The following is a 21,322-nucleotide window of genomic DNA, read 5'->3' as shown; positions in this document are numbered from 1 at the left end:
GATTGGTGTTAGGGCAAAACAACAACCGGCGTTCCGACGCGCACGCGTTCGAAGAGATCGACCACGTCCTTGTTGTACATGCGGATGCAGCCATAGGAAACAAAACCGCCAACCGATTTCGGCCGGTTGGTGCCGTGGATGGCATATTCACCGCCCGCCAGTGTCATGGCGCGCGGCCCAAGCGGATTGCGCGGTCCTGGCGGAATCAGATCCGGCAGTGAGGGAATGTCGTGTTTAACTTCCTTTGGCGGCGAGAAGGTGGGGTCGACCACCTTGCGCGAAATGCGCGTGCGCCCCTCCCATTGCTTGCCACGCCGTCCAACGCCAACAGTGTAGCGCAAAGCTTGGCCGTCGCGCATGACGAGGTAAAGCCGGCGCTCCTTGGTTTTGACGACGATCGTTCCGGGACGATAACTGTCCTTGAACGGCACCGGCTCCCGCGCCTGGGCCAAATCCACAAGCGCAATGCTCGCGAGGACAGCAAGGGCCGCCGCCCACTTCTGCACAATCCGCATTCAAAGCCCCCAAAGCCCTGATTTTGCTGAGATTATGCGGCCGCCGCCGGAGATTGGGCGAAAAAAGCACTGGTTTGGTTGAGAATTTAAGAAAAATCGTTGGCCAGGGTGCCGGCGCGAGCCGCCGGCACCCTGGCCTGTCAGATCAAAAGCCGCTGTTTCAGCTAGCGCGATTCTGCCGATGCTCGACAAGATCGTCGACGACGGCGGGTTCGGCGAGCGTCGAGGTGTCGCCGAGATTGGAGAAATCGTCCTCAGCGATCTTTCTGAGGATGCGGCGCATGATCTTGCCGGAGCGCGTCTTCGGCAGTCCCGGTGCGAACTGGATGAGGTCCGGCGAGGCGATCGGGCCGATCTCGGAGCGTACCCAGTTCCTGAGCTCCTTCTTCAATTCCTCGGTCGGTTCCTCGCCAGCCATGAGGGTGACGTAGCAATAAATGCCCTGGCCCTTGATGTTGTGCGGATAGCCGACCACGGCGGCCTCCGACACTTTCGGATGGGCAACGAGCGCGGATTCCACCTCCGCTGTGCCCATGCGGTGACCGGAGACGTTGAGCACGTCATCGACGCGGCCGGTGATCCAGTAATCGCCGTCCGCATCGCGCCGACAGCCGTCGCCGGTGAAGTAATTGCCTTTGTAGGTGGCAAAATAGGTCTGCACGAAACGGTCGTGGTCGCCATAGACCGTCCGCATCTGGCCGGGCCAGGAATCGAGAATAACGAGATTGCCTTCCGTCGCGCCCTCAAGGAGGTTTCCCTCGTTATCGACGACCGCCGGCTGCACCCCGAAGAAGGGCTTCGTTGCCGAACCTGGTTTTTGTGCGATGGCGCCCGGCAGCGGCGTGATCAAAATACCGCCCGTCTCCGTCTGCCACCAAGTGTCGACGACTGGGCAGCGACCTTCGCCGACGACCTGGTAATACCATTCCCAGGCTTCCGGATTGATCGGCTCGCCGACGGAGCCAAGTAGTCTCAGCGATTTACGCGAGGTCTTCTTCACTGCCTCGTCGCCGGCGCCCATCAAAGCGCGGATTGCAGTCGGCGCCGTGTAGAAGATGTTGACGCCGTGCTTGTCGCAGACTTCCCAGAAGCGCGAGCCCGACGGGTAGTTCGGCACGCCCTCGAACATGAGCGTGGTAGCGCCGTTCGCGAGCGGTCCGTAGACGATGTAGGAATGGCCCGTCACCCAGCCGACATCGGCCGTGCACCAGTAGATGTCGCCGTCGTGATAGTCGAAGACATATTGGTGGGTGATGGACGTGTAGACCATATAGCCGCCGGTCGTGTGCAGCACGCCCTTCGGCTTTCCGGTCGAGCCGGAGGTGTAGAGGATGAAGAGCGGATCTTCGGCGCCCATCTCCTCCGCCGGACAATCGGCTCCGACCTTCTCGATCTCCTCATGATACCAGAGATCGCGGCCTTCGGTCATGGCGACGTCGCCGCCAGTGCGCTTCACGACCAGGACGTTGCGCACGGAAGCGCCATCCTTTGCGGCGCGCTCGATCGCCTTGTCGGTGTTCGCCTTCAGCGGAATCTTGCGGCCGCCGCGCACGCCCTCATCTGCCGTGATGACGAAATCGGAACGGCAATCCTCGATGCGGTTTGCCAGCGAATCGGGCGAAAAACCGCCGAAGACGACGGAATGGACGGCGCCGATGCGAGCGCAGGCGAGCATCGCATAGGCCGCCTCGGGGATCATCGGCATATAGATCGTCACCCGATCGCCCTTCTTCACGCCGTGCGCCTTCATCACATTGGCGAGGCGGCAGACATATTCGTGAAGCTGGCGATAGGTGACGTGCTTGTGATCGGCAGGCTCGTCGCCCTCCCAGATGATGGCAACCTGATCGGCACGGTCGGCAAGATGGCGGTCGATGCAGTTGACGGAGGCGTTGAGCGTGCCGTCCTCAAACCATTTGATCGACACGTTGTGGTAGTCGTAGGACGTATTCTTCACCTTGGTGAAGGGCTTGATCCAATCGATGCGTTGCGCCTGCTCACCCCAGAAACCGTTCGGGTCGTCGATCGAGCGGGCGTACATTTCCTGATACTTGTCCCAATCGATGAAGGCGCGCTCGGCCCATTCGGGCGTCACGGAATGTACTTTCGCGTCAGACATGGATGAGCCTCCCCAAGGTTGTGTCGGACCTTACAGCCCGGATTATACCGCGGCATTATGCCGAGGCGGGCGCGGCTGTCCATGCCACGCCCCTCGCACTTTCGTACATAATATCGAACACTTCGAACACGTGACCAGGGCAGGCATTCACGCCCCAAAAACGCCGAGAAGAGAGCCCTCCACGACGAGAACGACAAACCAGCGGCCGACCGTCATGAAAATCTGTCGCGCGGGCTGCCCGGCGAGAACACCATTGACGCCCGATGTCGTGGCAACGAAGCCCGCCCACAGGATCGCTGCGGAAATGACGCCGTTGCGGATCGTCGTCTGGCCTGGGCCAAGATGGCCGATCGCGCCGCCGAGCACGTAGGCCATAACCAAGATCAGGATAAAGACCAGGATCTGCCGCAGAACCGCGGGGGCGCCAACTGCAGATGAGCGCCGGGCATCGCCGCTAAAGCCCTTGGGAGCCGGCAACATGCGCAGCCACAAGAGGTGGGCGAGGAAGCCGAAGACCGCGGCGAGCGGGATTGCCAAGTAATTCATGCTGCCGAAATGCAAGGGTGTGCTCCCTGGCCGTGTTTGATCGTCCCGACCTTAGGTCCCGAACGCACCGATGATGAAGCCCTGGAGCATGACGACGCCGAGCCAGTGGCCGGAGTCGATGAAGGTGAGCGTCCACGGCATGATCTGATAGCGGTGGTTGACGACGAGCGGCACCAGGATGAAGCCCGACCAGACAAAGAAACCGGATGCGAGGCCGGTGATGATCGACACTTCGCCGATATGACCGATGAGCCCCGCAAGCATCCAGGCCATGAATATCTCGCCGGTGAGGGAGACGAGAAGCGGCGTGCGATCGACGTTTTCATCGCCATCGTCCACCTTCACCTGGATGAGGCCTGTCGCGGCGGTAAACGGCTTCGCCAGCACCGCGTAATAAATGGCGCCGAAACCGAACGCGGCAAACCCAGCCACGATGACGGCGAGATAATTGATTCCGGCAAAGGCCATTCCGTCTCCCCCTCGCAAGGCGGACCGGTGCCGCCCCGCAACCTCTCAAAAGGCTCGCGTCAGCTCTTAGCCGGCTTTGACGTCCTCGGCTACCAGCCCTCCGAGCCGGCAGATCATCGCGAATTCATCTTCGCTAACCGGCTGTACCGATAGGCGCGAATTCTTCACCAGCACCATCTCTGCGAGCCGTTCGTCCGCCTTGATCGTGTCCAACGAGACAGGCTCGTTCAACGGCGTCACGGCCTTGATGTCGACGCACTCCCATTTCCCGCTCTCATCGGTGGAATCTGGATGCGCCTCGGCCACGATTTCGACCACGCCGACGACCGCCTTGCCTTCATTGGAATGGTAGAAGAAGCCGCGCTCGCCGGCCTTCATCTGGCGCATGAAGTTGCGCGCCTGATAATTGCGCACACCATCCCACTCCTGTCCGCCCGCACCTTTTTTCACCTGATCGTCCCACGACCATTTGTGCGGCTCGGATTTAAACAGCCAATAGGCCATACCCACCCCCTTCAAGGACTTGCAGCGGTCCGCCTTCGTGCCTCAGGCGATCTCCTGCTTCAAGGGTCGAGAGACGAGCGCCGCAATCGCCTCGTCGACAGTGAGCGCACTGGAGAGAACCGCGGCAACCGCGCTCGTGATCGGCATATCGATGCCGTGCTCGCGGGCAAGACGTGCGGCGATGGCGGCAGTGAAGGCGCCCTCCGCGAGCGGCTTATCCGGCGCGGTCAGCTCGGCAACCGACCGGCCCTCGGCCAATGCAATGCCAAAGCTCGTATTGCGCGATTGGCGGCTCATTGCCGTCAGCATGAGATCGCCCAGACCTGAAAGTCCCATGAAAGTCTCAGGGCGCGCGCCCATCCTGGCACCAAGACGGCTCATCTCGGCAAGCCCACGGGTGACGAGAGCCGCGCGCGCACTCTCGCCGAGCCGACGGCCTTCGACAATGCCGGCGGCGATGGCGATGACATTCTTCAGCGATCCACCAAGCTCCGCCCCGACGATATCGTCGCTCGCATAGGCCCTGAAGCTGTCGGAGGAGAGCGTGGCGGCCACCTGCTCCGCAACCGCAATCTCGCTCGCCGCGACCGTGACAGCGGTTGGCAGGCCCCTGGCGATCTCGGCGGCATAACCCGGCCCCGACAGAGCCCCGATCTGATGGTCCGGCAGCGCCGCCCGCACGATCTCACCCTGCAGCGCGCCGGTCTCCTGTTCGATGCCCTTGGCGCAGGCGACAACCACTGCATCGCTTGAAAGCGTTGCGCCGATTCCGGTCAGCAGCGACCGGGTGGCCTGCGACGGAACGACGAGAAGGACACAATCGGCGTCGCCGAGACGCGATATGTCGCTGGTGACGTTGATCCTCTCCGGCAGACGCGGACCCGGTAGAAAATCACTGTTTTCACGGCTTACTGCCAGTCGTGCGGCGGCGGCTTCGTCGATTGTCCAGAGGGTCACCGAAGCCCCAGCACGGTCTGCAACAAGAGCAAGCGCGGTGCCGAAAGCGCCGGCTCCCGCGACAGCGACTTTGCGAAACGGCGTAACCATTAAACGCGAGCTCCGTGACGGCCCGAGCCGAGAAGCGGTTCCGCGGCCTGATCGAGCGGCCAGCGTGGACGCGCCACAATGTCTTCAACGGCTTCGCCAACGCCAAGCCGCATGAGCCCAGCCCAGGCGATCATCGCCGCATTGTCGGTGCAAAGATCGGGCCTCGGCGCTACGAAAGCAATGTCCGCCCTGTCGGCAAGCTCCGACAGGGCGGAACGGACGGCCTGGTTGGCGGCGACGCCGCCGGCGACAACCAGAGCATTCCACGGCTGCAATTTGAGCGCATGGGCCGCCCGTTCGGAAACGATCGCAGCCACAGCCGCCTGAAAGCCGGCGCAAAGGTCATCAACATCCGTCTCGGTGAGCGGAACCAGTGCCTCCGCCTTGATACGAAGCGCCGTCTTCAGGCCGGAAAAGGAAAAGTCGCAGCCTTTTGTACCAAGAAGCGGGCGCGGCAAGTTGAAGCGGCGCGGATCTCCTCTGAGGGCACGCTTCTCCACTTCCGGGCCACCTGGATAGCCGAGGCCAAGAAGCTTTGCCGTCTTGTCGAAAGCTTCACCGAGCGCGTCATCGATGGTGGAACCGAGGCGCCGGTAGCGACCATAGCCTTCGACGGCGACAAGCTGCGTATGTCCGCCAGAGACGAGAAGAAGCAGATAGGGAAAGGCGACATCATCGGTGAGAACCGGAGTGAGCGCATGGCCTTCCAGATGGTTGATGCCGAGAAGCGGAAGGCCGGCCGCAGCGGCAAGAGCCCGCGCCGTGGTCACGCCGACGAGAAGACAACCGATGAGGCCCGGCCCGGAGGTCACGGCAATCGCATCGACATCGCAAAGGCGTTTGTTCGCATCCGCGAGGGCTGCGGCAATGATGCCGTCAAGGGCTTCCACATGCGCGCGCGCTGCAATTTCCGGCACCACCCCGCCAAAAGCGGAATGCTCCGCGATTTGGCTGAACACCGCATTTGAAAGGATTTTTCCCTTCCCGTCCGGGCCCCGAGTAACGACGGATGCGGCGGTTTCGTCGCAGCTCGTTTCGATGCCGAGCACGCTTGATGCGGCGCCTGGGGGGACGCCGGGGAGGACCGGGTCCATTGCACTTATCCCCTTGGCTGATTAGACCCTAGGCGTGTAGCACCGGCTAAGCTGAAGGGGCAAATGGAACGGCTCAGAATTGGGACACGCGGCAGCGGCCTGGCTCTATGGCAGGCGCATGCGACGCGTGACGCGCTGGTCGCGACTGGGATCGACGAAGCCGACATCGAGATCGTCGTCATCAAGACCTCGGGCGACCGCATTCAAAATCGTGCACTGCTGGAAGCAGGTGGCAAAGGCCTCTTCACCAAGGAGATCGAAGAGGCGCTTATCGACAAATCGATCGATATCGCCGTGCATTCGGCCAAGGATATGCCGACGCGCTTGCCGGAAGGGCTGACGCTTGCAGCCTATCTGCCTCGCGCAGACGTGCGCGACGCAGTCATTTCGCATCACGGCGGAGGCCTCGAAAATCTGCCCGAGGGTGCGCGCTTCGGCACCGCGTCCTTGCGTCGCGAGGCGCTTTTGCGACGGGCCAGGCCCGACCTGGAGATCACGCTGCTGCGCGGCAATTTGCCGACCCGCATCCAGAAAGTGGAAGACGGCGAACTCGATGCGACGCTTCTCGCCTATGCAGGTATGTGCCGCCTCGGTGTCGACAGCCATGCAACCGCACTTCTGGATCCGCTGGAATTCCCCCCAGCTTGCGGTCAGGGCGCGGTGGTCATTGAGTGCCGCGAAGACGACGCAGCTATGCGCGATCTCCTAACCAAGATCGGCCATGCCGAGACCGCCTCTGCCGTCACCTGCGAGCGCGCCTTCCTCGACACTTTGGACGGGTCCTGCCGCACACCGATCGCCGGCTGGGCGCAAGTGAATGGCGATAAGCTTTCCTTCCGCGGCCTTCTGCTTTCGCCCGACGGAACGGAAGTTCTGGAAGGCTCCGCCGAGGGTTCTGCGACAGACGCAGAGAAGATCGGTCGCGAGACGGGTGCCGAAGTGAGGGGCCGCGCCTCTGCCGAGCTGTTGGCCAAGATCGGGATCGCCTGATGCGCCTCGTCGTCACCCGCCCGGAACCTGACGGCAGCCGCACGGCACATACACTGATTGCGCTCGGCCACGAGGTGGTGCGCTCGCCCGCACTCGCCGTCGTGCCGCTTCAGGCCCCTTTGCCGGAGGATGATTTTCAGGCGGTGCTGGTGACGAGTGCCAATGCAGTGCGGGCTCTTGCCGCCCACGCGGAACTCGCCCGCCTGCAGCATCTGCCGTTGCTTGCGGTGGGCGACCGCACGGCGGCCGAAGGTCATCATCTCGGCTTCCCGGACGTGCGCAGCGCCGGCGGCGACGTAAACGCGCTTGCCACGCTCGCTCGCGAGACATTGAAGCCCGAAGACGGACCGGTCCTCTATCTCGCCGCCAATAGTCGCGCAGGTGCGCTTGAGGACAAGCTCGCGGCAGCGGGCTTCGACGTCGTCTTGCGAGAAATCTACCGTTCGGAGCCAGTGACCGAGCTGAAGAGCCGAGCTCGCGACATGCTGGCCTCAGGTGAAGAGGCCGGTATCCTCATCTACTCACAGCAAAGTGCCGCCACCTTCGCGCGCACTCTGGAAGATGCGGGGCTGACGCCGCTTCGCGAGAACATCATCTGCTTCTGCCTGTCCGACCAGGCTGCCGCGCCGCTCAGACCCATTGCCCGCGGTCCGGTCCTTGTGTCAGATCGCCCCGATCAGGCTTCGCTCTTTGATATGATCGCCCGCTACCGAGGGCCTTCTTGCACCGGATAGGCAGGCGGAATGGGCGAGGCGTTCCACCAACGCCCGCATTAGGGCATAACAATTGAGGAACCGATCGCCGCGATCGGCTTTCAGCTGCAGGAGGGGCATGTGGCCAGGCAACCTGAGGACAAGCGTATGTCCGCCTCGGGCGACAAGCGTAAACCCGTGACAATTGATCTGAAGGCCGAAGAAGTGAAGCAAAGCTCCGCGGGCGGCCCTGCCGACCCCAAAAAGAACGAAACGCCGAAGACGGCGAGCAATCGCGAAGGACGCCAGGAGGAGCCCGGTAAAACCGGCGCGCCGGCCGGACCCGTGAAGCCATCGGAAGACAAAAACGCACAGCGCGAGGACGCCGTAAAGACCGGCGCCGCGAGCCGCGGTGCTGACAGTACGAGTGCAAGCAGCACAGACGCGACGGCCAAGGGCAGCACCGCGGCCGCATCCAGCGCGCCAACCGCGAAGGTCGGCGAAAGGCCCTCGACGCAAGCCATGGCCGCGGAGAAAGCAACTCCGAACAAGACGGACGCGGCCTCGGAGAAATCGCCTGACAAGCAACCGGCGAGACCGGACAGCAAGAGCGCCACGAGCGCGGCCGGCACGGCTGGCGCGACAACAGCTGGCACGACGACGGCGGGCAAGCCGGGTGCCGTCCCGAGTGCCGGCGCAAAAAGTGCCACCGCCAACGACGGCGACAAGGGTGCGCCGAAGCCTGCATCCGAAAAATCTGCTTCCGCCAAGACGCCGCCACCGCCGAAACCGCCGAGGCGCGGCGTGGGATTTGGTGGACTGCTTCTCGCCGGCATCGTCGGCGGGGGTGTTGCCCTCGGCGGCGCTTGGGCACTCCAGACCTACGGGCCGCAATACGGGGTGACGCTTCCGGGCATCAATGGCAGTGGCGGAACCGGTGCGACAGCGGTCAGTGGCAGCAACGACGCGACGATCGCCCGCCTCCAGAGCGAACAGGCACAAATTCAGGAGCAGCTTCAGGCTCTGCAAAACCAGCCTTCGAGCGCCTCGGCAAATGGGTCGGACGAGTTGCGTGCGCAGGTCGCCGAATTGCAGCGTTCCGTTACGAACCTTTCGGATCAAAACGGCGGCGCAACGAGGGAACCGGGCGCGCTAGATGATCTGCGCAACCGCGTCGCCTCGCTCGAAGAACAGATGAGCGCGGTTGCAAGCAGTGGCGAGGGCACGCCGGCCCAAGCCAACTCCGGCGGCAGCGAAGAAGAACTTCAGGCCCTTTCCGGCCGTCTCGACGAGCTTTCGGGACGCCTCGGGGATCTGGAGAACGCGGCACCCGTCGATCTCGGCCCGCTGCAACAAGCGGTCACGACCAACCAGCAGATGCTCACCACGCTGCAGCAGAGCGTCTCCGATGCGGCGAACAGCAGCGATCTCTCGAATATCCGCGATTCCGTTGCCGAGACGCAAAGTGTGCTTCAGGAGGCGCAGAGCACGGCCGAGGAGACACGAGCTCAGCTCGAGGAGCTCTCTCAGCGCATCACGAAGCTTGAAGGAAGCATGGAAAACGCGACGGCAATCGCGCCGGCAGTTGCCGCGCAGGCGTTCGCAGACGCGGTGGCGAGCGGCGAGCCTTACGAAACGGAGCTCAAGGCCGTCTCAGGCTTTGCTGACGAAGGCGCCGTGACCGAGACGCTCTCGGCCCACGCAACGGAGGGGTTGCCGACGCGCGAAGCTCTCGCAGCAGAATTTCACACCTATGTTCCGAAGATCCTGCGCACGGCCGATGCACCTGCCGAGGATGTCGGCGTGATGGACCGGCTCCTTGCCAGCGCGCGCGGTCTCGTCGAGGTGCGGCCTGCCGGGCCCCGTCAGGGTGACGAACCGGATGCCATCGTCTCCCGCATCGAAGCCGATCTCGCCGCCGGCCGCCTCGACGAGGCTTATGCCGAATGGCAGAGCCTGCCTGAAGATGTACGCCAACCCTCCGCCGATTGGGCCGAAAAACTCAAGGCTCGGGCGGACGCAGACGCGCTCGCGGAAGATCTGCGGGCAAAATCTCTCTCCCGCCTCAACGCCGCCGGCTGAGGACCTGACATGATTCGCTTCCTCATTCTCATCGCCGTCGTCTTCGCCTTCGTTCTGGGATTCTCCTGGCTGAAGGAAGCCCCCGGCGAAGTGACACTCACCTTCGCCGACACGGCCTATACGATCGGGCTCGCCCGCGCCGCCCTCGCGGCGCTCTTGGCAATCGCCGCTGGCTTCATCGTCGTCGGGCTGATCGTTCTCATCCTGCGTTTCCCGTTGAAAGCCCGCCAATCCTGGCGCCGCCGCCGCGAACGCCGCCAGCGCGAAGCGCTGTCGACGGGCCTTCTCGCCGTCGCCGCAGGAGACTTGCGCACGGCCGAGCGCGCGTCTCACGACCTGGCGCGCCGAGACGATGAGCCTCTGGCATTGCTGCTTCGGGCGCAGACGGCCCAGCTGCGTGGTGACCACGCCAAGGCACGTGAAGCCTTCAAGGGCATGCTCGGCCATGAGCGCACGCGCATCGTGGGCCTGAGAGGCCTGTTCATCGAGGCGGCACGCGAGGGCGATCATGACACGGCCCGCGCTTTCGCCGAACAGGCGCGCGAGACGTCGCCTTCGGCTGCCTGGGCCTCCCGCGCCCTGATGCGCTATCAGACGGCGGAAGGCTCCTGGGAAGAGGCTCTCAAGACGCTGTCGCGGTATGCCGAGACCGGAGACATTGATCGCAAGGAAGCGCGGCGCCTGCGGGCCGTGATCCTGACTGCCCAGGCAATCGACTGGGAGGACGGCCAGCCCGACAAGGCCAAGGAAGCAGCACTCGAGGCACACGGCCTGCAGCCGGGCCTCGTTCCGGCGGGGGTGCTCGCAGGCCGCCTCTCCTCACGTCTCGGCGACATTCGTCGTGCCACGCGCGTTCTGGAGACCACCTGGAAGGCCAATCCGCATCCCGACATTGCCGACGCCTACGCCAATGTGCGCCCGGGTGATTCCGCCCGCGACCGCTTCCAGCGGCTCGAAACCTTGATGAAGCTGCGTCCGCAGGAGGATGCCGCACGCATGGTGATGGCACGCGCGGCGATCGGCTCGCGCGATTGGGAGCGCGCCCGCGAAACGCTTCTGCCGATGATTCGCACGCGTCCCACACAGAACGCGCTTCTGATGATGGCCGAAATCGAAGAAGGCGAGCATGGCGATCGCGGTCGCGCTCGCGAGTGGCTGTCACGCGCCGTGCACGCGCCACGAGATCCGGCTTGGACGGCCGATGGCGTGATCCTCGACGAATGGGCGCCGGTTTCACCAGTGACCGGTCGCATCGACGCGGTGGAATGGAAAGTGCCGATCGAGGAACCGGAGAGCCGGCGCACCATCGACATCGACGAGGCGAGCTTCCGCCCGCGTGAGATCAGCCCCCTGCGCGACGAAGGCCCGGCCCCGACATTGACGGCAACCCCAGTTGCCACGGCATCTGCGGCAAGCGGAGCCTCGACCGCCCCCACCAAGCCGGCCGGTGGCAAGCCCGACACCACCACCAGACCGGCAGCAGGTTCAGCGACGGCAACCGCGACGGCACAGACAGCGACAGCAACGAAATCCACCATCGCACCCGCCGCCGCCTCCGCAGCCACGAAACCCGCCGACGCCGAAAAGCTGGCGGCGGCGAAGCCGACCGATACTCCTTCGCACGCAGCCACTGCGACAAAGCCCGAAACGCAGGCGGCAGCATCTGCCGATAAGCCTAAGGCCGGTCCGGACGCAGGCGCGTCCTCTGCGGCGGAGCAACCGCAACCTTCCAAAACGACCGCCATCCTTAGCGGGGCCGGCGCGGCAGCCGGAGTTGGGGCTATCCAGCCGCCGAAACCGCGGGAGCCTGCACCTGCCGCAACCGACAAGCCGACGGCATCGGCCACGCCAGAGAGCGCAAAAAGCGCCACAGCAACGGATGCCGCAAAGCCGAAAGAGAGCGGCGCGGGCTCGCAGTCCGCAACATCCTTCGCAGCTCCCGTCGCCCCACAAGGCAAGGCGGCAGAGAGCACAGCCAGCCTGGCGGCGGACACGAAGCGGACGGATGAAAAGCCGTCGACCGCCTCGCCTGCGGCCGGCCCAACGCCCGCAAGTGTCGCGCCTTCCGCAGCAACGACAGGCAGTCCAGCATCGGCAAATACAGCGCCCAAGCGGCCTGACCCCTTGGCCGAGGGCAAGGGCGAGCCGCCTAAGGCACCGCCCGTACCGGTCGATGCGCCAAAGGACGCACATTCCGACGAAGAGGATGCTTCTCCCCGTGCCAATGGCGGTCAGGGCAATCGGCCGCGCCTGCCGGATGATCCTGGCCCGGAAGAAAAGAAGCCCGAAGAAGAGGCAGGGCGCAGCCGCTTCAGGCTTTTCTGAGACTTTCGCCATGGCAAACGCCCATGGCAAACGGGCCTCTTCCCCGCTTGCCCGCGCGCCCACATTTCGCTAAGAGGTGGCGCGTTAAGGGCCACCGCCCCTCACAGCCCGGTGTCGATCGACGACATCCTGTCGCCGAGCCAAGGCTCGGCCGGGCCGCATTAGCTCAGTTGGTAGAGCACCTCATTCGTAATGAGGGGGTCGCTGGTTCGAGTCCGGCATGCGGCACCATCGCCTCCCTTTCTCCAACCCGGGAGGTAGCCATGAAAACCCAGTTAAGTGCAACGTCGACAGCTCGGTCAGTCGCGTGACGGACGAGACGACAAAGGCTGGGCGGGCCACCTCTTTTGCGGCGTCCGAAAAACAGAGCCAGTCGGCTTACTTTCGTAAGAATTTCCCGAAGCAGATCGGGCACCGCGGTTATGATTTCTGGCTGAAGCCGGGTGGCGAGCGCCTCAACCTCGCCCCGATGATTCGCACCGATGCCGCCGCCTATTTCTCTGAGCGCCGCATCACCTGGCATCTCGCCGCAGACCATGCGCTTTCATCGCAGGCGTGCTGTCTCAACTTTCTCATGCCTCTCGCCGAGCGACCCGAAGTCCTGTCACGGCTCGTCTCGCTGGCGCTCGACATTCCCCAGCCTCAAATGCTCCCGGTCGAAGCCGGGCCCGAAGGACGTCCCTGGTATGTCGCTTTCGAGTGGATCGGCGGCGACTATCTCAACGAAAGCCGCTCAGCCCCGAAAGGAGCCGGCAGCGGCGGGCGCACACGCGGGGCCAATTGCACCAGTGCCGATGCCTGTCTCGCCTTCAAGCATCAGGAACGGCGCGAAACCCTGCTGATCGAATGGAAATACACCGAGAGATATGGCGCGCTGCTCGGCCCGGCCGGCCATGGGGTCCGAATCTCACGCTACGAAAACCTCGCGTTCGCTCCGGAGGGGCCTATCCGCTCAGATCTTGGCCTGTCGCTTACCGATTTCTTCTACGAGCCCTTCTATCAGCTCCTGCGCCAGCAAATGCTCGCCTTTCAGATGCAGAAAGCGCGCGAAGACGGCGCGGAACGGGTCCGCGTCCTGCATATAGCACCGTCCGCCAACCTGGCGCTCCGCAAAGTGACATCGCCAACGCTCCAGCGCTTCGGCAAGGATGTCTTTGCCGTCTTCCGCGGCCTTCTGCAAAAGCCGGAGGACTTCGTCAGTCGCTCAACCGAAGCGCTCTTTAGGCCCCTGATCGACGGGCTCGGCCCTGGCGATCCGTGGGCGTCCTATCTTGATGAACGCTACCGCTTCCTGATCGCCGATACGGAAGCCCGCTCTGCCTAGGTTTGCCGGTGTTCGCGGCCAACGCTCGCAGGCTACGGCCGCGTGCGTTCGATCGCCTCTTCGAGCCGAGAGCGGGCGCTTGCCGAAAGCCGTTCCACGTCGATGAGGCGGGCGAGCACCAGCGGCGGATCATCCTCTTCCAGAAGCGCCAGATTGGCCTCCACCACGTCGCTGAGTTCGGCAATCGCGATCTCGCCGACGGCCCGGCGATGCGCAGGACCTGCCGGAGGCCTGTAGGCGACGCGGCTCGCAACCGTACCCCTCTTCCACAGGAAGTCGCCGGACGATTCTTCCGTCCGGTCGACCTCGCGCAGATGTTTGGCGATCTGATCGCGAATGCGCCGGCCGGTGCGCTGCCACCCATGGGCGCGGGCAATACGTTGCGCCAGGATGTCTTCGCGAACCGGAGCTTCGGCCTCGATCACCGCCTCGACCATATCGTGCAGCGTCTGGCGGTAGGAAAACTCGAAAAACTTGTCCGGATTGGCGTGAAAGCTCGAAAGGTCGGCGATACGGAAACGGCCGTCACCCTTTGGCGCGGGTTCCGAAGGCTTGTCGACCGCGCCTGGATCCGGTTGTGTTTGAGCCATGGGGAACCTCTCCATTGTGATCGATCTGCGCCCCGTCTGGGCGCAATCTGCATAGAGGGGATAAGGTCCTCAAGAGGCAGGAGCGCGACCGACGGTGTCGCGCGACGACCCGTCCCGGCAAACACCGGCTTGCGATCATCGTCCGCGCATCCCATAGCTGAGGCTATCCGCCCTTTGCCTGCGACGAGGATTCCTTGGCATCCTTCACTTTCCTGCACGCCGCCGATCTGCATCTGGGTAGCCCGCTGCAGGGCTTGAGCGTCAAGGATCCGGACGTCGCCGCACGCTTCGCGGAGGCGATCCGACGCGCATTTCAGAATCTTGTGGCGCAAGCTATCGAACGTAAGGTCGCTTTCCTCGTCATTGCCGGCGACATCTATGACGGCGAATGGCCGGACAACAATGTCGGGCTTTTCTTCAACCGGGAGGTCGCGCGTCTCGACCGGGCCAGCATCCCGGTCTTTCTCCTCAAAGGCAATCATGACGCCGACAGTGTCGTTACAAAGAGCATCGCGCTTCCGGGCTCGGTACGCGCCTTCGACACGACAAAGCCCGAGAGCTTTCTCCTCGATGCTTTCAAAGTGGCACTGCACGGCCAGGGTTTCCGCGAACGTGCGGAGCGCAACAATCTCGCTCTCACCTATCCACCGCCCATCCCCGGCTATTTCAACATTGGCGTCCTGCACACGGCGCTGACCGGACGCCCGCCACATGCGAGCTATGCCCCCTGTTCGGCCGAGGAGCTCGCCGCACGCGGTTATGATTATTGGGCCCTCGGCCATGTCCACGACTTCGAGATCGTGGCCGAGGATCCGCCGATCGTCTTCCCCGGCAATCTTCAGGCCCGCTCCATCCGCGAGACCGGCGAGAAAGGCGCGGTTCTCGTCACCGTCGAGGACGGGCATGTGACAGACAAGGAACGGCTTCTGGTCGACGAAGCGCGATTTGCCGAGGCAAGACTCGATATCGGCGGTGTCGAGACGATGCCGCAGCTTCTGGAAGCCGTGGAAGAACGCATCGCCACACGGGCCGAAGCGGCACAGGACCGGCTTCTCGCCCTGCGTGTCCGTCTCACCGGTGCCTCGCCGCTGCGACGCCGTTTGATCGCCGAGCGCGCCAATCTTGTCGACGAGGTGCAGGCTGCCTGCCATCGCTGTCATCCCGATATCTGGCTGGAAAAGCTCGATCTGCGCGTCACCGAGCCAGCGACGCCGGCGCAAACGGTCAGACCGGAGCAAAAACTCGACATCGAACCGCTGCTTCAGACGCTCGTGCGCGAGCCGGAGATCCTCGAGCAGGCGGAGGGGATCATCGCCGAAATCGCCGCCAAACTGCCCGGCGGGTTGGGCGCGGAAACGGCACCGCTCGGAGCAGATACGGCTGCTCTTCTTGCCGAAGCCGCAGATCTTCTGCGCGTCCGCGTTACTGCGGAGGAGGATATCGATGCGCGTTGAGCGCCTCAGTCTTCTGCGCTACGGAGCTTTTTCCGCACGGGAGATCAGCTTTCGCGACGAGGCAAAGCTGCATCTCGTCTATGGGCCCAACGAAGCCGGAAAATCCTCCGCGCTTGCCGCCATCTCCGACCTCCTCTTCGGTTTTCCAGAGCGAACCAACGGCTTCGAATTCCTGCACGGAACGAAAGCGCTTCGCGTCGCAGCAAGCCTGCGCGCGGGCGACGGCACGCGCCTCACATTCCGGCGTAAGCGCGGACGCAAGCTCACGCTTTTGAGCGACGACGACAGCGAAACACCCCTGCGCGACGACGCACTTCTGCCTTTCACCGGCGGTCTATCGCGCGATGTCTTCGAGCGGGCATTCGGTCTGGATTCATCGCGGCTTCGGGCCGGCGCCGATGCCATGCTCGCCGCCGAAGGCGAACTCGGCAGCCTGCTGTTTGCAGCCGCCTCGGGACTTCTGCATCTGCGGGCCACCAAAACGAAGCTTGAAGAGGAGGCTGCCCGCATCTTTGCGCAGCGCGCATCCAAAGACCGCCTCTTCTACCAGATCCGTGACCGTCATGAGGAGGCGCGCAAACAAGAGCGCGCGAGCCAGCTGCGCGCCGGTGATTGGCGCGATCTCAACCGCGCAATCGACGAACTCCAGGACGAACACGAGGCTCTCGCGTCTGCACGCGCAAAAACGCGCCAACGACTTCAAGCCCTGCAGCGCCTGCGCCAGATCGAACCGACCATCGCAGAGATCGATCGCGAAACAGGACGGCTCGCCGATTTCTCAGATCTCGCGCCCCACCCGTCCGGCACCGCCGAACGCCTGGAAGCGCGACTGCACGATGCCGCTCGCGCCGAAGAGGCTCTAAGCGCCGTTCGGGAGCGCGTGAGAGCGGCAGAAGCAAAGCTCGCCGGCATCGGCGTCGATCAGGCGCTCATCGAAAAGGCCGAGGCCATCAGCGCCCTTTATGGAAACTCCGGCGACTATGCCAAAAGCCAGCGCGACCTTCCGCGCGTCATCGCCGAGCGCGACGATTACACCGCGCAGATGGCGGAACTTGGAGGTCGGCTCGGGATCGCAGCCGCAGATCTTGAGCGCTTGCAGCCAACCGATGCCGCCCTCGCCGCGCTCGAAACTGCCGTCCGCGACGGCCAGAGCCTCAAAAGCGCTCGGGACACGGCCGAGAAGCGCCTGGTGGAAGAGCGCAATGTTCTCGCCGAGCTCGCTCGCGAGGCGCCCGTAACGCCTCTAATCGATCCAAGACGCTGGGAAGATCAACTCCAGGCGCTGCGCCCGGATTTAAAGAAACTTGAGCAACGCGAAGAGCTTGACCGAAGCTGCCTCTTGCAGCGGCAAAAGCTCGCCGAAAGCGTCGCAGCCCTCGTCCCGCCGATCAACGACCTCGGTCGCATCGCCGCGGCCACATTGCCGTCCGTCGAAACTCTTGCCGATCATCGCAACCGTCTGAAGGCGGCGGCAGAGGAGCTGCGCGAGGTCGAAGCTGCCCTCAAGCGCAATCGCGAGGCCCAAGAAGCGCTCCGCGCCGAAAACGCGGTGGCAGGCAGAACCGCACCGCCCAGCGCTGCGGAGATCGAAGAAGCGCGCGGCTTGCGTGACCGGGCTTTTGCCGGGCTGCGCGGCCCCTTGCTCGGCGAGACGGCTCCCCTTTCCGAAGGGGCCGCCGCACATGCGGTCGCCACCTTCGAAGTCTTGACGCAGGAGGCCGACCGACTGGCCGACCACGCTTTGGCGGGTGCCGAGACACTTGCCCGGCTGGCGATCGAAGAGGCAGAACATGAGACGCAGCTCCGCGAGGCAGAAGCGCTTGAGCGGCAAAAGACAAAGGCGCGCGAAACCCTCGCGGAAGCCGAACGAACCTATCATGAACTCTTCACCCATTGCGGTGTAACGCCTGTCGGCCCCGACGAGATGATGGCTTGGCGCGGTGAGATTTCCCGCCTTCTCGCCGAACGGCGCCTCCTGCTTGAGCGAGAGAGCGACCTTTCCGCGCTTCAACGCCTGTCCAACGAGCTTGCGCCGGCGCTTACCGCAATCGCCGAGGGTATCGGCCTCGAAGAGGCAAAAGCACTGCCGCAGCAGGCACTGCTACGGGCCATCGAGGAGCGGCTGCGGGCTCTCGCCGCCACATGGGGCGAAAGCCGCGCGCTCGCCGGACGCCGCGACGACGCCGAGACGCGCATCAAGCGCCTCGAGGACGAAACAGCGAAGCTGAACGAGCAAGACCGGCTCTGGCAGGAGCACTTTCGCGCAGCAGCAGGTGCGGTCGGACTGTCGCCGACGACGACGATCGCAGAGGCCGCCGCCAATATTCGCCTGTGGGAGCGCCTGCCTGATTTGAGGCGCGAGCGCGACAAGCGCGAGCGTCGGGTTGCCGGAATGCGCCGCGACATTGCCGATTTCGAGATGAAGGTCGGAGCCCTTATCGCCGATGTCGCGACAGAGCTCGCAGGACTTCCGGCGGGCCATGCCATCAAGCTGCTCGACGAACGGGTCCAGGAAGCCCGCACCGACGCGGCACAAAGGCGCGCGGCCCATACGGCACTCGCTGAAGCGAGAGCGGCCCTCACTGCAAGCGAGGAGAGCTGCGAACGCGCCCGCAAAGCGCTGAAGGAGGCTCTGGCCGCCACTCCCGACGCCGATCCGAGCCAGCTCATCGCACGGCTGCGGGAACGTGATCGGCTGGCAGCGGATCTCGCCCGGTGCCGGGAACGTCTTGCGGAGATATCCGACGGAGCAGACGAAGACGCCGTGCGCACCGAACTCGCAGCTTTCGATCGCAGTCGCGCCGAGATCGACATGGAGACGCTGAGGCGGGACGAAGAGCAACTCGACCAGGAGATGGCAGAACTCTATGCCCGCCTCGCTGAAAAACGTGGCGAACGCGAACGCCTGGAACGCGCGCCGGGCTCGGAGGCCGCCGCCTTCGCAAAACACGCCGCGGAGGTCGAGATCGTCGAAGCAGCGCGCCAATGGGCGGTCCTCAAACTATCGGCAACGCTTCTCACGGCAGCCATGGAGCATCACCGGGCAAAGGAGAGCGACCCGATGATGGAGCGTGCGGGCACCCTCTTCGCCATGCTGACCGACGACGCGTTTATGACACTCGCCCAGGAGCTCAACGAGGCGGACGAGCCCGAACTCAAGGCAGTCCGCAGCAGCGGCGAGCAGATCGCCATTTCAGGGTTGAGCGACGGGACACGTGACCAGCTCTATCTCGCCCTTCGTCTTGCCTTCCTTGAGGATTACTGTCGCCACAACGAGCCGGCGCCCTTTATCGGCGACGATCTCTTTCAGACCTTCGACGATGAGCGCACAGCAGCCGGCATCAAGACGCTGGCGGCCTCGAGCACGCATTTCCAGCCGATCCTATTCACGCATCACAGAAGCGTGGTGGCAACAGCCGAGCAGGCTCTGGGCCAAGACCTCGATCTGATCGAGATTTAGAGCGGGGCACACCCGAAGGTTGGCGCGCCTTACCAAGCCGTCACTGGCAACGGCACGCCTCTTGCACTAGCTTCAGTGCCAAAGGGATCCAACAATGCTCGATGCACTGCGCAACTTCCTGACTTTCAAGGGCGAAGAACAACAACGCCCGTTCACCGACGACGATCAGCGACTGGCCTTTGCCGCATTGCTCGTCCATTGCGTTGCCGTCGATGGCGCTGCCGGTGAAGATGAACGCGCGCGCATGCGCGAAATTCTCAAAGCGGATTACGGTTTGAATGGCGGCGATTTGGAACGTCTGATCGCCGAGGCCGAGCGCGTCGACGCCGAGGCGATCGACCTGTACCGCTTCACCAGCGTGTTGAAGCGGCAGATGACCATCGAAGAGCGCATCCGCGCGGTGGAAAGGCTCTGGGAAGTCATCTATGTCGACGGCGAAGTGCATGAATTCGAAGACAATCTCGTCTGGCGCGTCGCCGAGCTTCTGGGCGTCGACCGCAATGCGCGTATCGGCCTGAAGCACGCCGTGGCCGAGCGCCACGCCCAGAGCGAGCGCGAATCCCACAATGAGTGATGCAACCATCCATTATCTGAGGCGTCAGGGCCCGGACGACGCCGCCAAACGGCCCGTGCTTGTCGTCCTGCACCAGGAGACGTCGAGCCCCGGAAAGCTCGGCCAGATGTTGCAGGCGAAGGGCTACCGGCTCGATATCCGTCGCCCGCGCTTCGGCGATCCGCTGCCGCAGACGATGGCGGAGCACAGCGGCGCGGTGATCTTCGGCGGTCCGATGAGCGCCAATGATACCGACGACTTCGTCAAGCGCGAGATCGACTGGATCAATGTCCCCCTAAAGGAAGAGGCGCCGTTTCTTGGCATCTGCCTTGGCGCGCAGATGCTCGTCAAGACACTAGGCGGCGAGGTCAAAAGCCACTGCGAAGGCTGCGCGGAAATCGGTTTCTATCGGCTGGACGCAACGCCGGAAGGGGCGGCACTGATGGATTGGCCGAGCCATGTCTACCAATGGCACCGCGAAGGCTTCGACCTTCCGACAGGCGCGACGCTACTGGCCCGCGGGGAGCTGTTCGAAAACCAGGCATTTTCGATCGGCCCAGCCGCTTTCGGCGTCCAATTCCACTCCGAGCTCACCTATGCGATGGCCTGCCGCTGGACGGTCCGAGGCGCGGAGCGCATGAACTTACCCGGCGCGCGGCCGAGGCCCGATCATATGGCCAAATGGTTCCGCTACGATCCACCCGTGCGCCACTGGCTCGACGGTTTTCTGGACAGCTGGATCGCGCGCGACGGACGTGCTCCCAAGGCTCAGCTGAGCGAAGCCGGCGCGGCGGCGGCAAAAAGCGTCTCCTCAAGCCAATCGAGGATCGCTTCAAGCTGAGCCGCCTTTGGTCCCTCCGGTGGTTTGGGCCGGCGAACCAGCACGACGGGCAAGCCCAGAAGGCGCGCCGCCTCGATCTTGGCGCTCGCGCGGCCACCTGAATCCTTCGACACGATCCATTCGATGCCGTGTTTCTTGAAGAGCGCGATCTCAGCCTGCGGATCGTTGGGCGGGCGACCCAAAATGACCTCACCGCGCGGGAATTCCTCTCCGGCGACCGGCGGTTCGATCATGCGCATCAAGCACCACAGATCCTGGCGCTCAGCAAAGGCACGAATTTCGCGACGCCCCGCAGCAAGAAAGACGCGCGCGCCTTGCGGGATCGAGGCCGCAGCCCCTGTCATATCCGCAACCTCGATGAAATGGTCGTCCGGCCGGCGTTCGAAGCCCGGCCGCACGAGCTTGATTCGCGGTACCTGCGCCATCTCGGCCGCCTCTTTGGCGTGCTGCGCAATGCGCGCGGCAAAAGGATGCGTCGCATCGACGAGTGCGTCATAACCGCCCTCCCGCAGAGCCTGGGCGAGCCCATCGGGACCCCCGAAGCCACCACGGCGCACACTCCCGGCCACCGCCTGGGGGAGACGCGTCAGTCCGGCAAGCGAGGTCACCGTGTCGAGACGGGTGTCTCCTGCAAGCCGCGCGGCCAGTTCTCCAGCCTCCGCCGTACCGCCGAGGATCATCACCTTGGCCATGAGCTCTCCATTCATTCCCGCGTGTA

Annotated in this window: 18 protein-coding genes and 1 tRNA gene; 10 read left to right on the top strand and 9 right to left on the bottom strand. The window is 63.9% G+C overall.

Annotation, left to right across the window (positions count from 1 at the left end; genetic code table 11):
- Window positions 1–8: 8 nt before the first annotated feature.
- From J2R99_RS07035 to tsaD, 7 genes are all read right to left on the bottom strand, one after another.
- Complete coding sequence (locus tag J2R99_RS07035; protein ID WP_307153730.1) at window positions 9–515, bottom strand: L,D-transpeptidase; 507 nt, start codon at window positions 513–515, stop codon at window positions 9–11.
- 160 nt (window positions 516–675) lie between these two features.
- Window positions 676–2,634, bottom strand: a complete 1,959-nt coding sequence (gene acs, locus J2R99_RS07030) for an acetate--CoA ligase (protein WP_307153729.1) — start codon at window positions 2,632–2,634, stop codon at window positions 676–678.
- Between the two features lie 147 nt (window positions 2,635–2,781).
- Window positions 2,782–3,180: a DUF1761 domain-containing protein gene (locus tag J2R99_RS07025; protein ID WP_307153728.1), complete on the bottom strand. Its 399-nt coding sequence runs from the start codon at window positions 3,178–3,180 to the stop codon at window positions 2,782–2,784.
- A 51-nt stretch (window positions 3,181–3,231) separates the two neighbouring features.
- A complete protein-coding gene (locus tag J2R99_RS07020) occupies window positions 3,232–3,648 on the bottom strand; it encodes a DUF1761 domain-containing protein (RefSeq protein ID WP_307153727.1) in 417 nt (138 codons plus the stop codon).
- Between the two features lie 66 nt (window positions 3,649–3,714).
- Window positions 3,715–4,152: an EVE domain-containing protein gene (locus J2R99_RS07015; protein WP_307153726.1), complete on the bottom strand. Its 438-nt coding sequence runs from the start codon at window positions 4,150–4,152 to the stop codon at window positions 3,715–3,717.
- A gap of 42 nt (window positions 4,153–4,194) precedes the next feature.
- Complete coding sequence (locus J2R99_RS07010) at window positions 4,195–5,199, bottom strand: NAD(P)H-dependent glycerol-3-phosphate dehydrogenase (RefSeq protein WP_307153725.1); 1,005 nt, start codon at window positions 5,197–5,199, stop codon at window positions 4,195–4,197.
- Entirely contained in the window at window positions 5,199–6,293 is a 1,095-nt protein-coding gene (gene tsaD / locus J2R99_RS07005) for a tRNA (adenosine(37)-N6)-threonylcarbamoyltransferase complex transferase subunit TsaD (protein WP_307153724.1), read from the bottom strand. Before tsaD ends, J2R99_RS07010 begins: the two co-directional genes overlap by 1 nt.
- 63 nt (window positions 6,294–6,356) lie before the next feature.
- Here tsaD and hemC point away from each other — a divergent pair, with 63 nt between their 5' ends.
- The 6 genes from hemC (at window position 6,357) to J2R99_RS06975 (ending at window position 13,706) form a co-directional block, all read left to right on the top strand.
- Window positions 6,357–7,283, top strand: coding sequence for a hydroxymethylbilane synthase (gene hemC, locus J2R99_RS07000; RefSeq protein ID WP_307153723.1), 927 nt, complete (start codon window positions 6,357–6,359; stop codon window positions 7,281–7,283).
- Window positions 7,283–8,017 (top strand): uroporphyrinogen-III synthase, encoded by a 735-nt coding sequence (locus J2R99_RS06995; RefSeq protein WP_307153722.1) that lies wholly within the window; start codon window positions 7,283–7,285, stop codon window positions 8,015–8,017. The genes hemC and J2R99_RS06995 overlap by 1 nt, the downstream gene beginning before the upstream one ends.
- A 99-nt stretch (window positions 8,018–8,116) precedes the next feature.
- Window positions 8,117–10,057 carry a hypothetical protein gene (locus J2R99_RS06990; RefSeq protein ID WP_307153721.1) on the top strand — a complete coding sequence of 647 codons (1,941 nt, stop codon included), beginning with the start codon at window positions 8,117–8,119 and terminating at the stop codon, window positions 10,055–10,057.
- A 9-nt stretch (window positions 10,058–10,066) separates the two neighbouring features.
- Window positions 10,067–12,382 (top strand): heme biosynthesis HemY N-terminal domain-containing protein, encoded by a 2,316-nt coding sequence (locus J2R99_RS06985; protein WP_307153720.1) that lies wholly within the window; start codon window positions 10,067–10,069, stop codon window positions 12,380–12,382.
- Between the two features lie 155 nt (window positions 12,383–12,537).
- Window positions 12,538–12,613, top strand: a tRNA-Thr gene (locus J2R99_RS06980).
- Window positions 12,614–12,689: 76 nt separating this feature from the next.
- Window positions 12,690–13,706 carry a PGN_0703 family putative restriction endonuclease gene (locus J2R99_RS06975; RefSeq protein ID WP_307153719.1) on the top strand — a complete coding sequence of 339 codons (1,017 nt, stop codon included), beginning with the start codon at window positions 12,690–12,692 and terminating at the stop codon, window positions 13,704–13,706.
- A 32-nt stretch (window positions 13,707–13,738) separates the two neighbouring features.
- On the opposite strand, the gene J2R99_RS06970 is transcribed toward J2R99_RS06975, so the two are convergent.
- The gene (locus tag J2R99_RS06970; protein WP_307153718.1) at window positions 13,739–14,296 is read right to left on the bottom strand and encodes a DUF3320 domain-containing protein; all 558 of its coding nucleotides are present in this window, start codon (window positions 14,294–14,296) and stop codon (window positions 13,739–13,741) included.
- Between the two features lie 194 nt (window positions 14,297–14,490).
- Here J2R99_RS06970 and J2R99_RS06965 point away from each other — a divergent pair, with 194 nt between their 5' ends.
- The 4 genes from J2R99_RS06965 to J2R99_RS06950 all read left to right on the top strand — a co-directional run bounded on the left by J2R99_RS06965 (window position 14,491) and on the right by J2R99_RS06950 (window position 20,604).
- On the top strand, window positions 14,491–15,750 hold the full coding sequence (locus J2R99_RS06965) for a metallophosphoesterase family protein (protein WP_307153717.1): 1,260 nt from the start codon (window positions 14,491–14,493) through the stop codon (window positions 15,748–15,750).
- Window positions 15,740–19,210, top strand: coding sequence for an ATP-binding protein (locus tag J2R99_RS06960; protein ID WP_307153716.1), 3,471 nt, complete (start codon window positions 15,740–15,742; stop codon window positions 19,208–19,210). Before J2R99_RS06965 ends, J2R99_RS06960 begins: the two co-directional genes overlap by 11 nt.
- Window positions 19,211–19,304: 94 nt before the next feature.
- Window positions 19,305–19,784 (top strand): tellurite resistance TerB family protein, encoded by a 480-nt coding sequence (locus J2R99_RS06955; protein WP_307153715.1) that lies wholly within the window; start codon window positions 19,305–19,307, stop codon window positions 19,782–19,784.
- A complete protein-coding gene (locus tag J2R99_RS06950) occupies window positions 19,777–20,604 on the top strand; it encodes a glutamine amidotransferase (protein WP_307153714.1) in 828 nt (275 codons plus the stop codon). Before J2R99_RS06955 ends, J2R99_RS06950 begins: the two co-directional genes overlap by 8 nt.
- Here J2R99_RS06950 and J2R99_RS06945 read toward each other — a convergent pair.
- Window positions 20,532–21,296, bottom strand: coding sequence for a cobalt-precorrin-6A reductase (locus J2R99_RS06945; protein ID WP_307153713.1), 765 nt, complete (start codon window positions 21,294–21,296; stop codon window positions 20,532–20,534). The genes J2R99_RS06950 and J2R99_RS06945 overlap by 73 nt on opposite strands.
- Between the last annotated feature and the right edge of the window lie 26 nt (window positions 21,297–21,322).

The organism is Rhodopseudomonas julia, assembly GCF_030813515.1.
Lineage (GTDB): Bacteria > Pseudomonadota > Alphaproteobacteria > Rhizobiales > Afifellaceae > Afifella > Afifella julia.
This window is presented reverse-complemented; position numbering and strand designations above follow the sequence as displayed.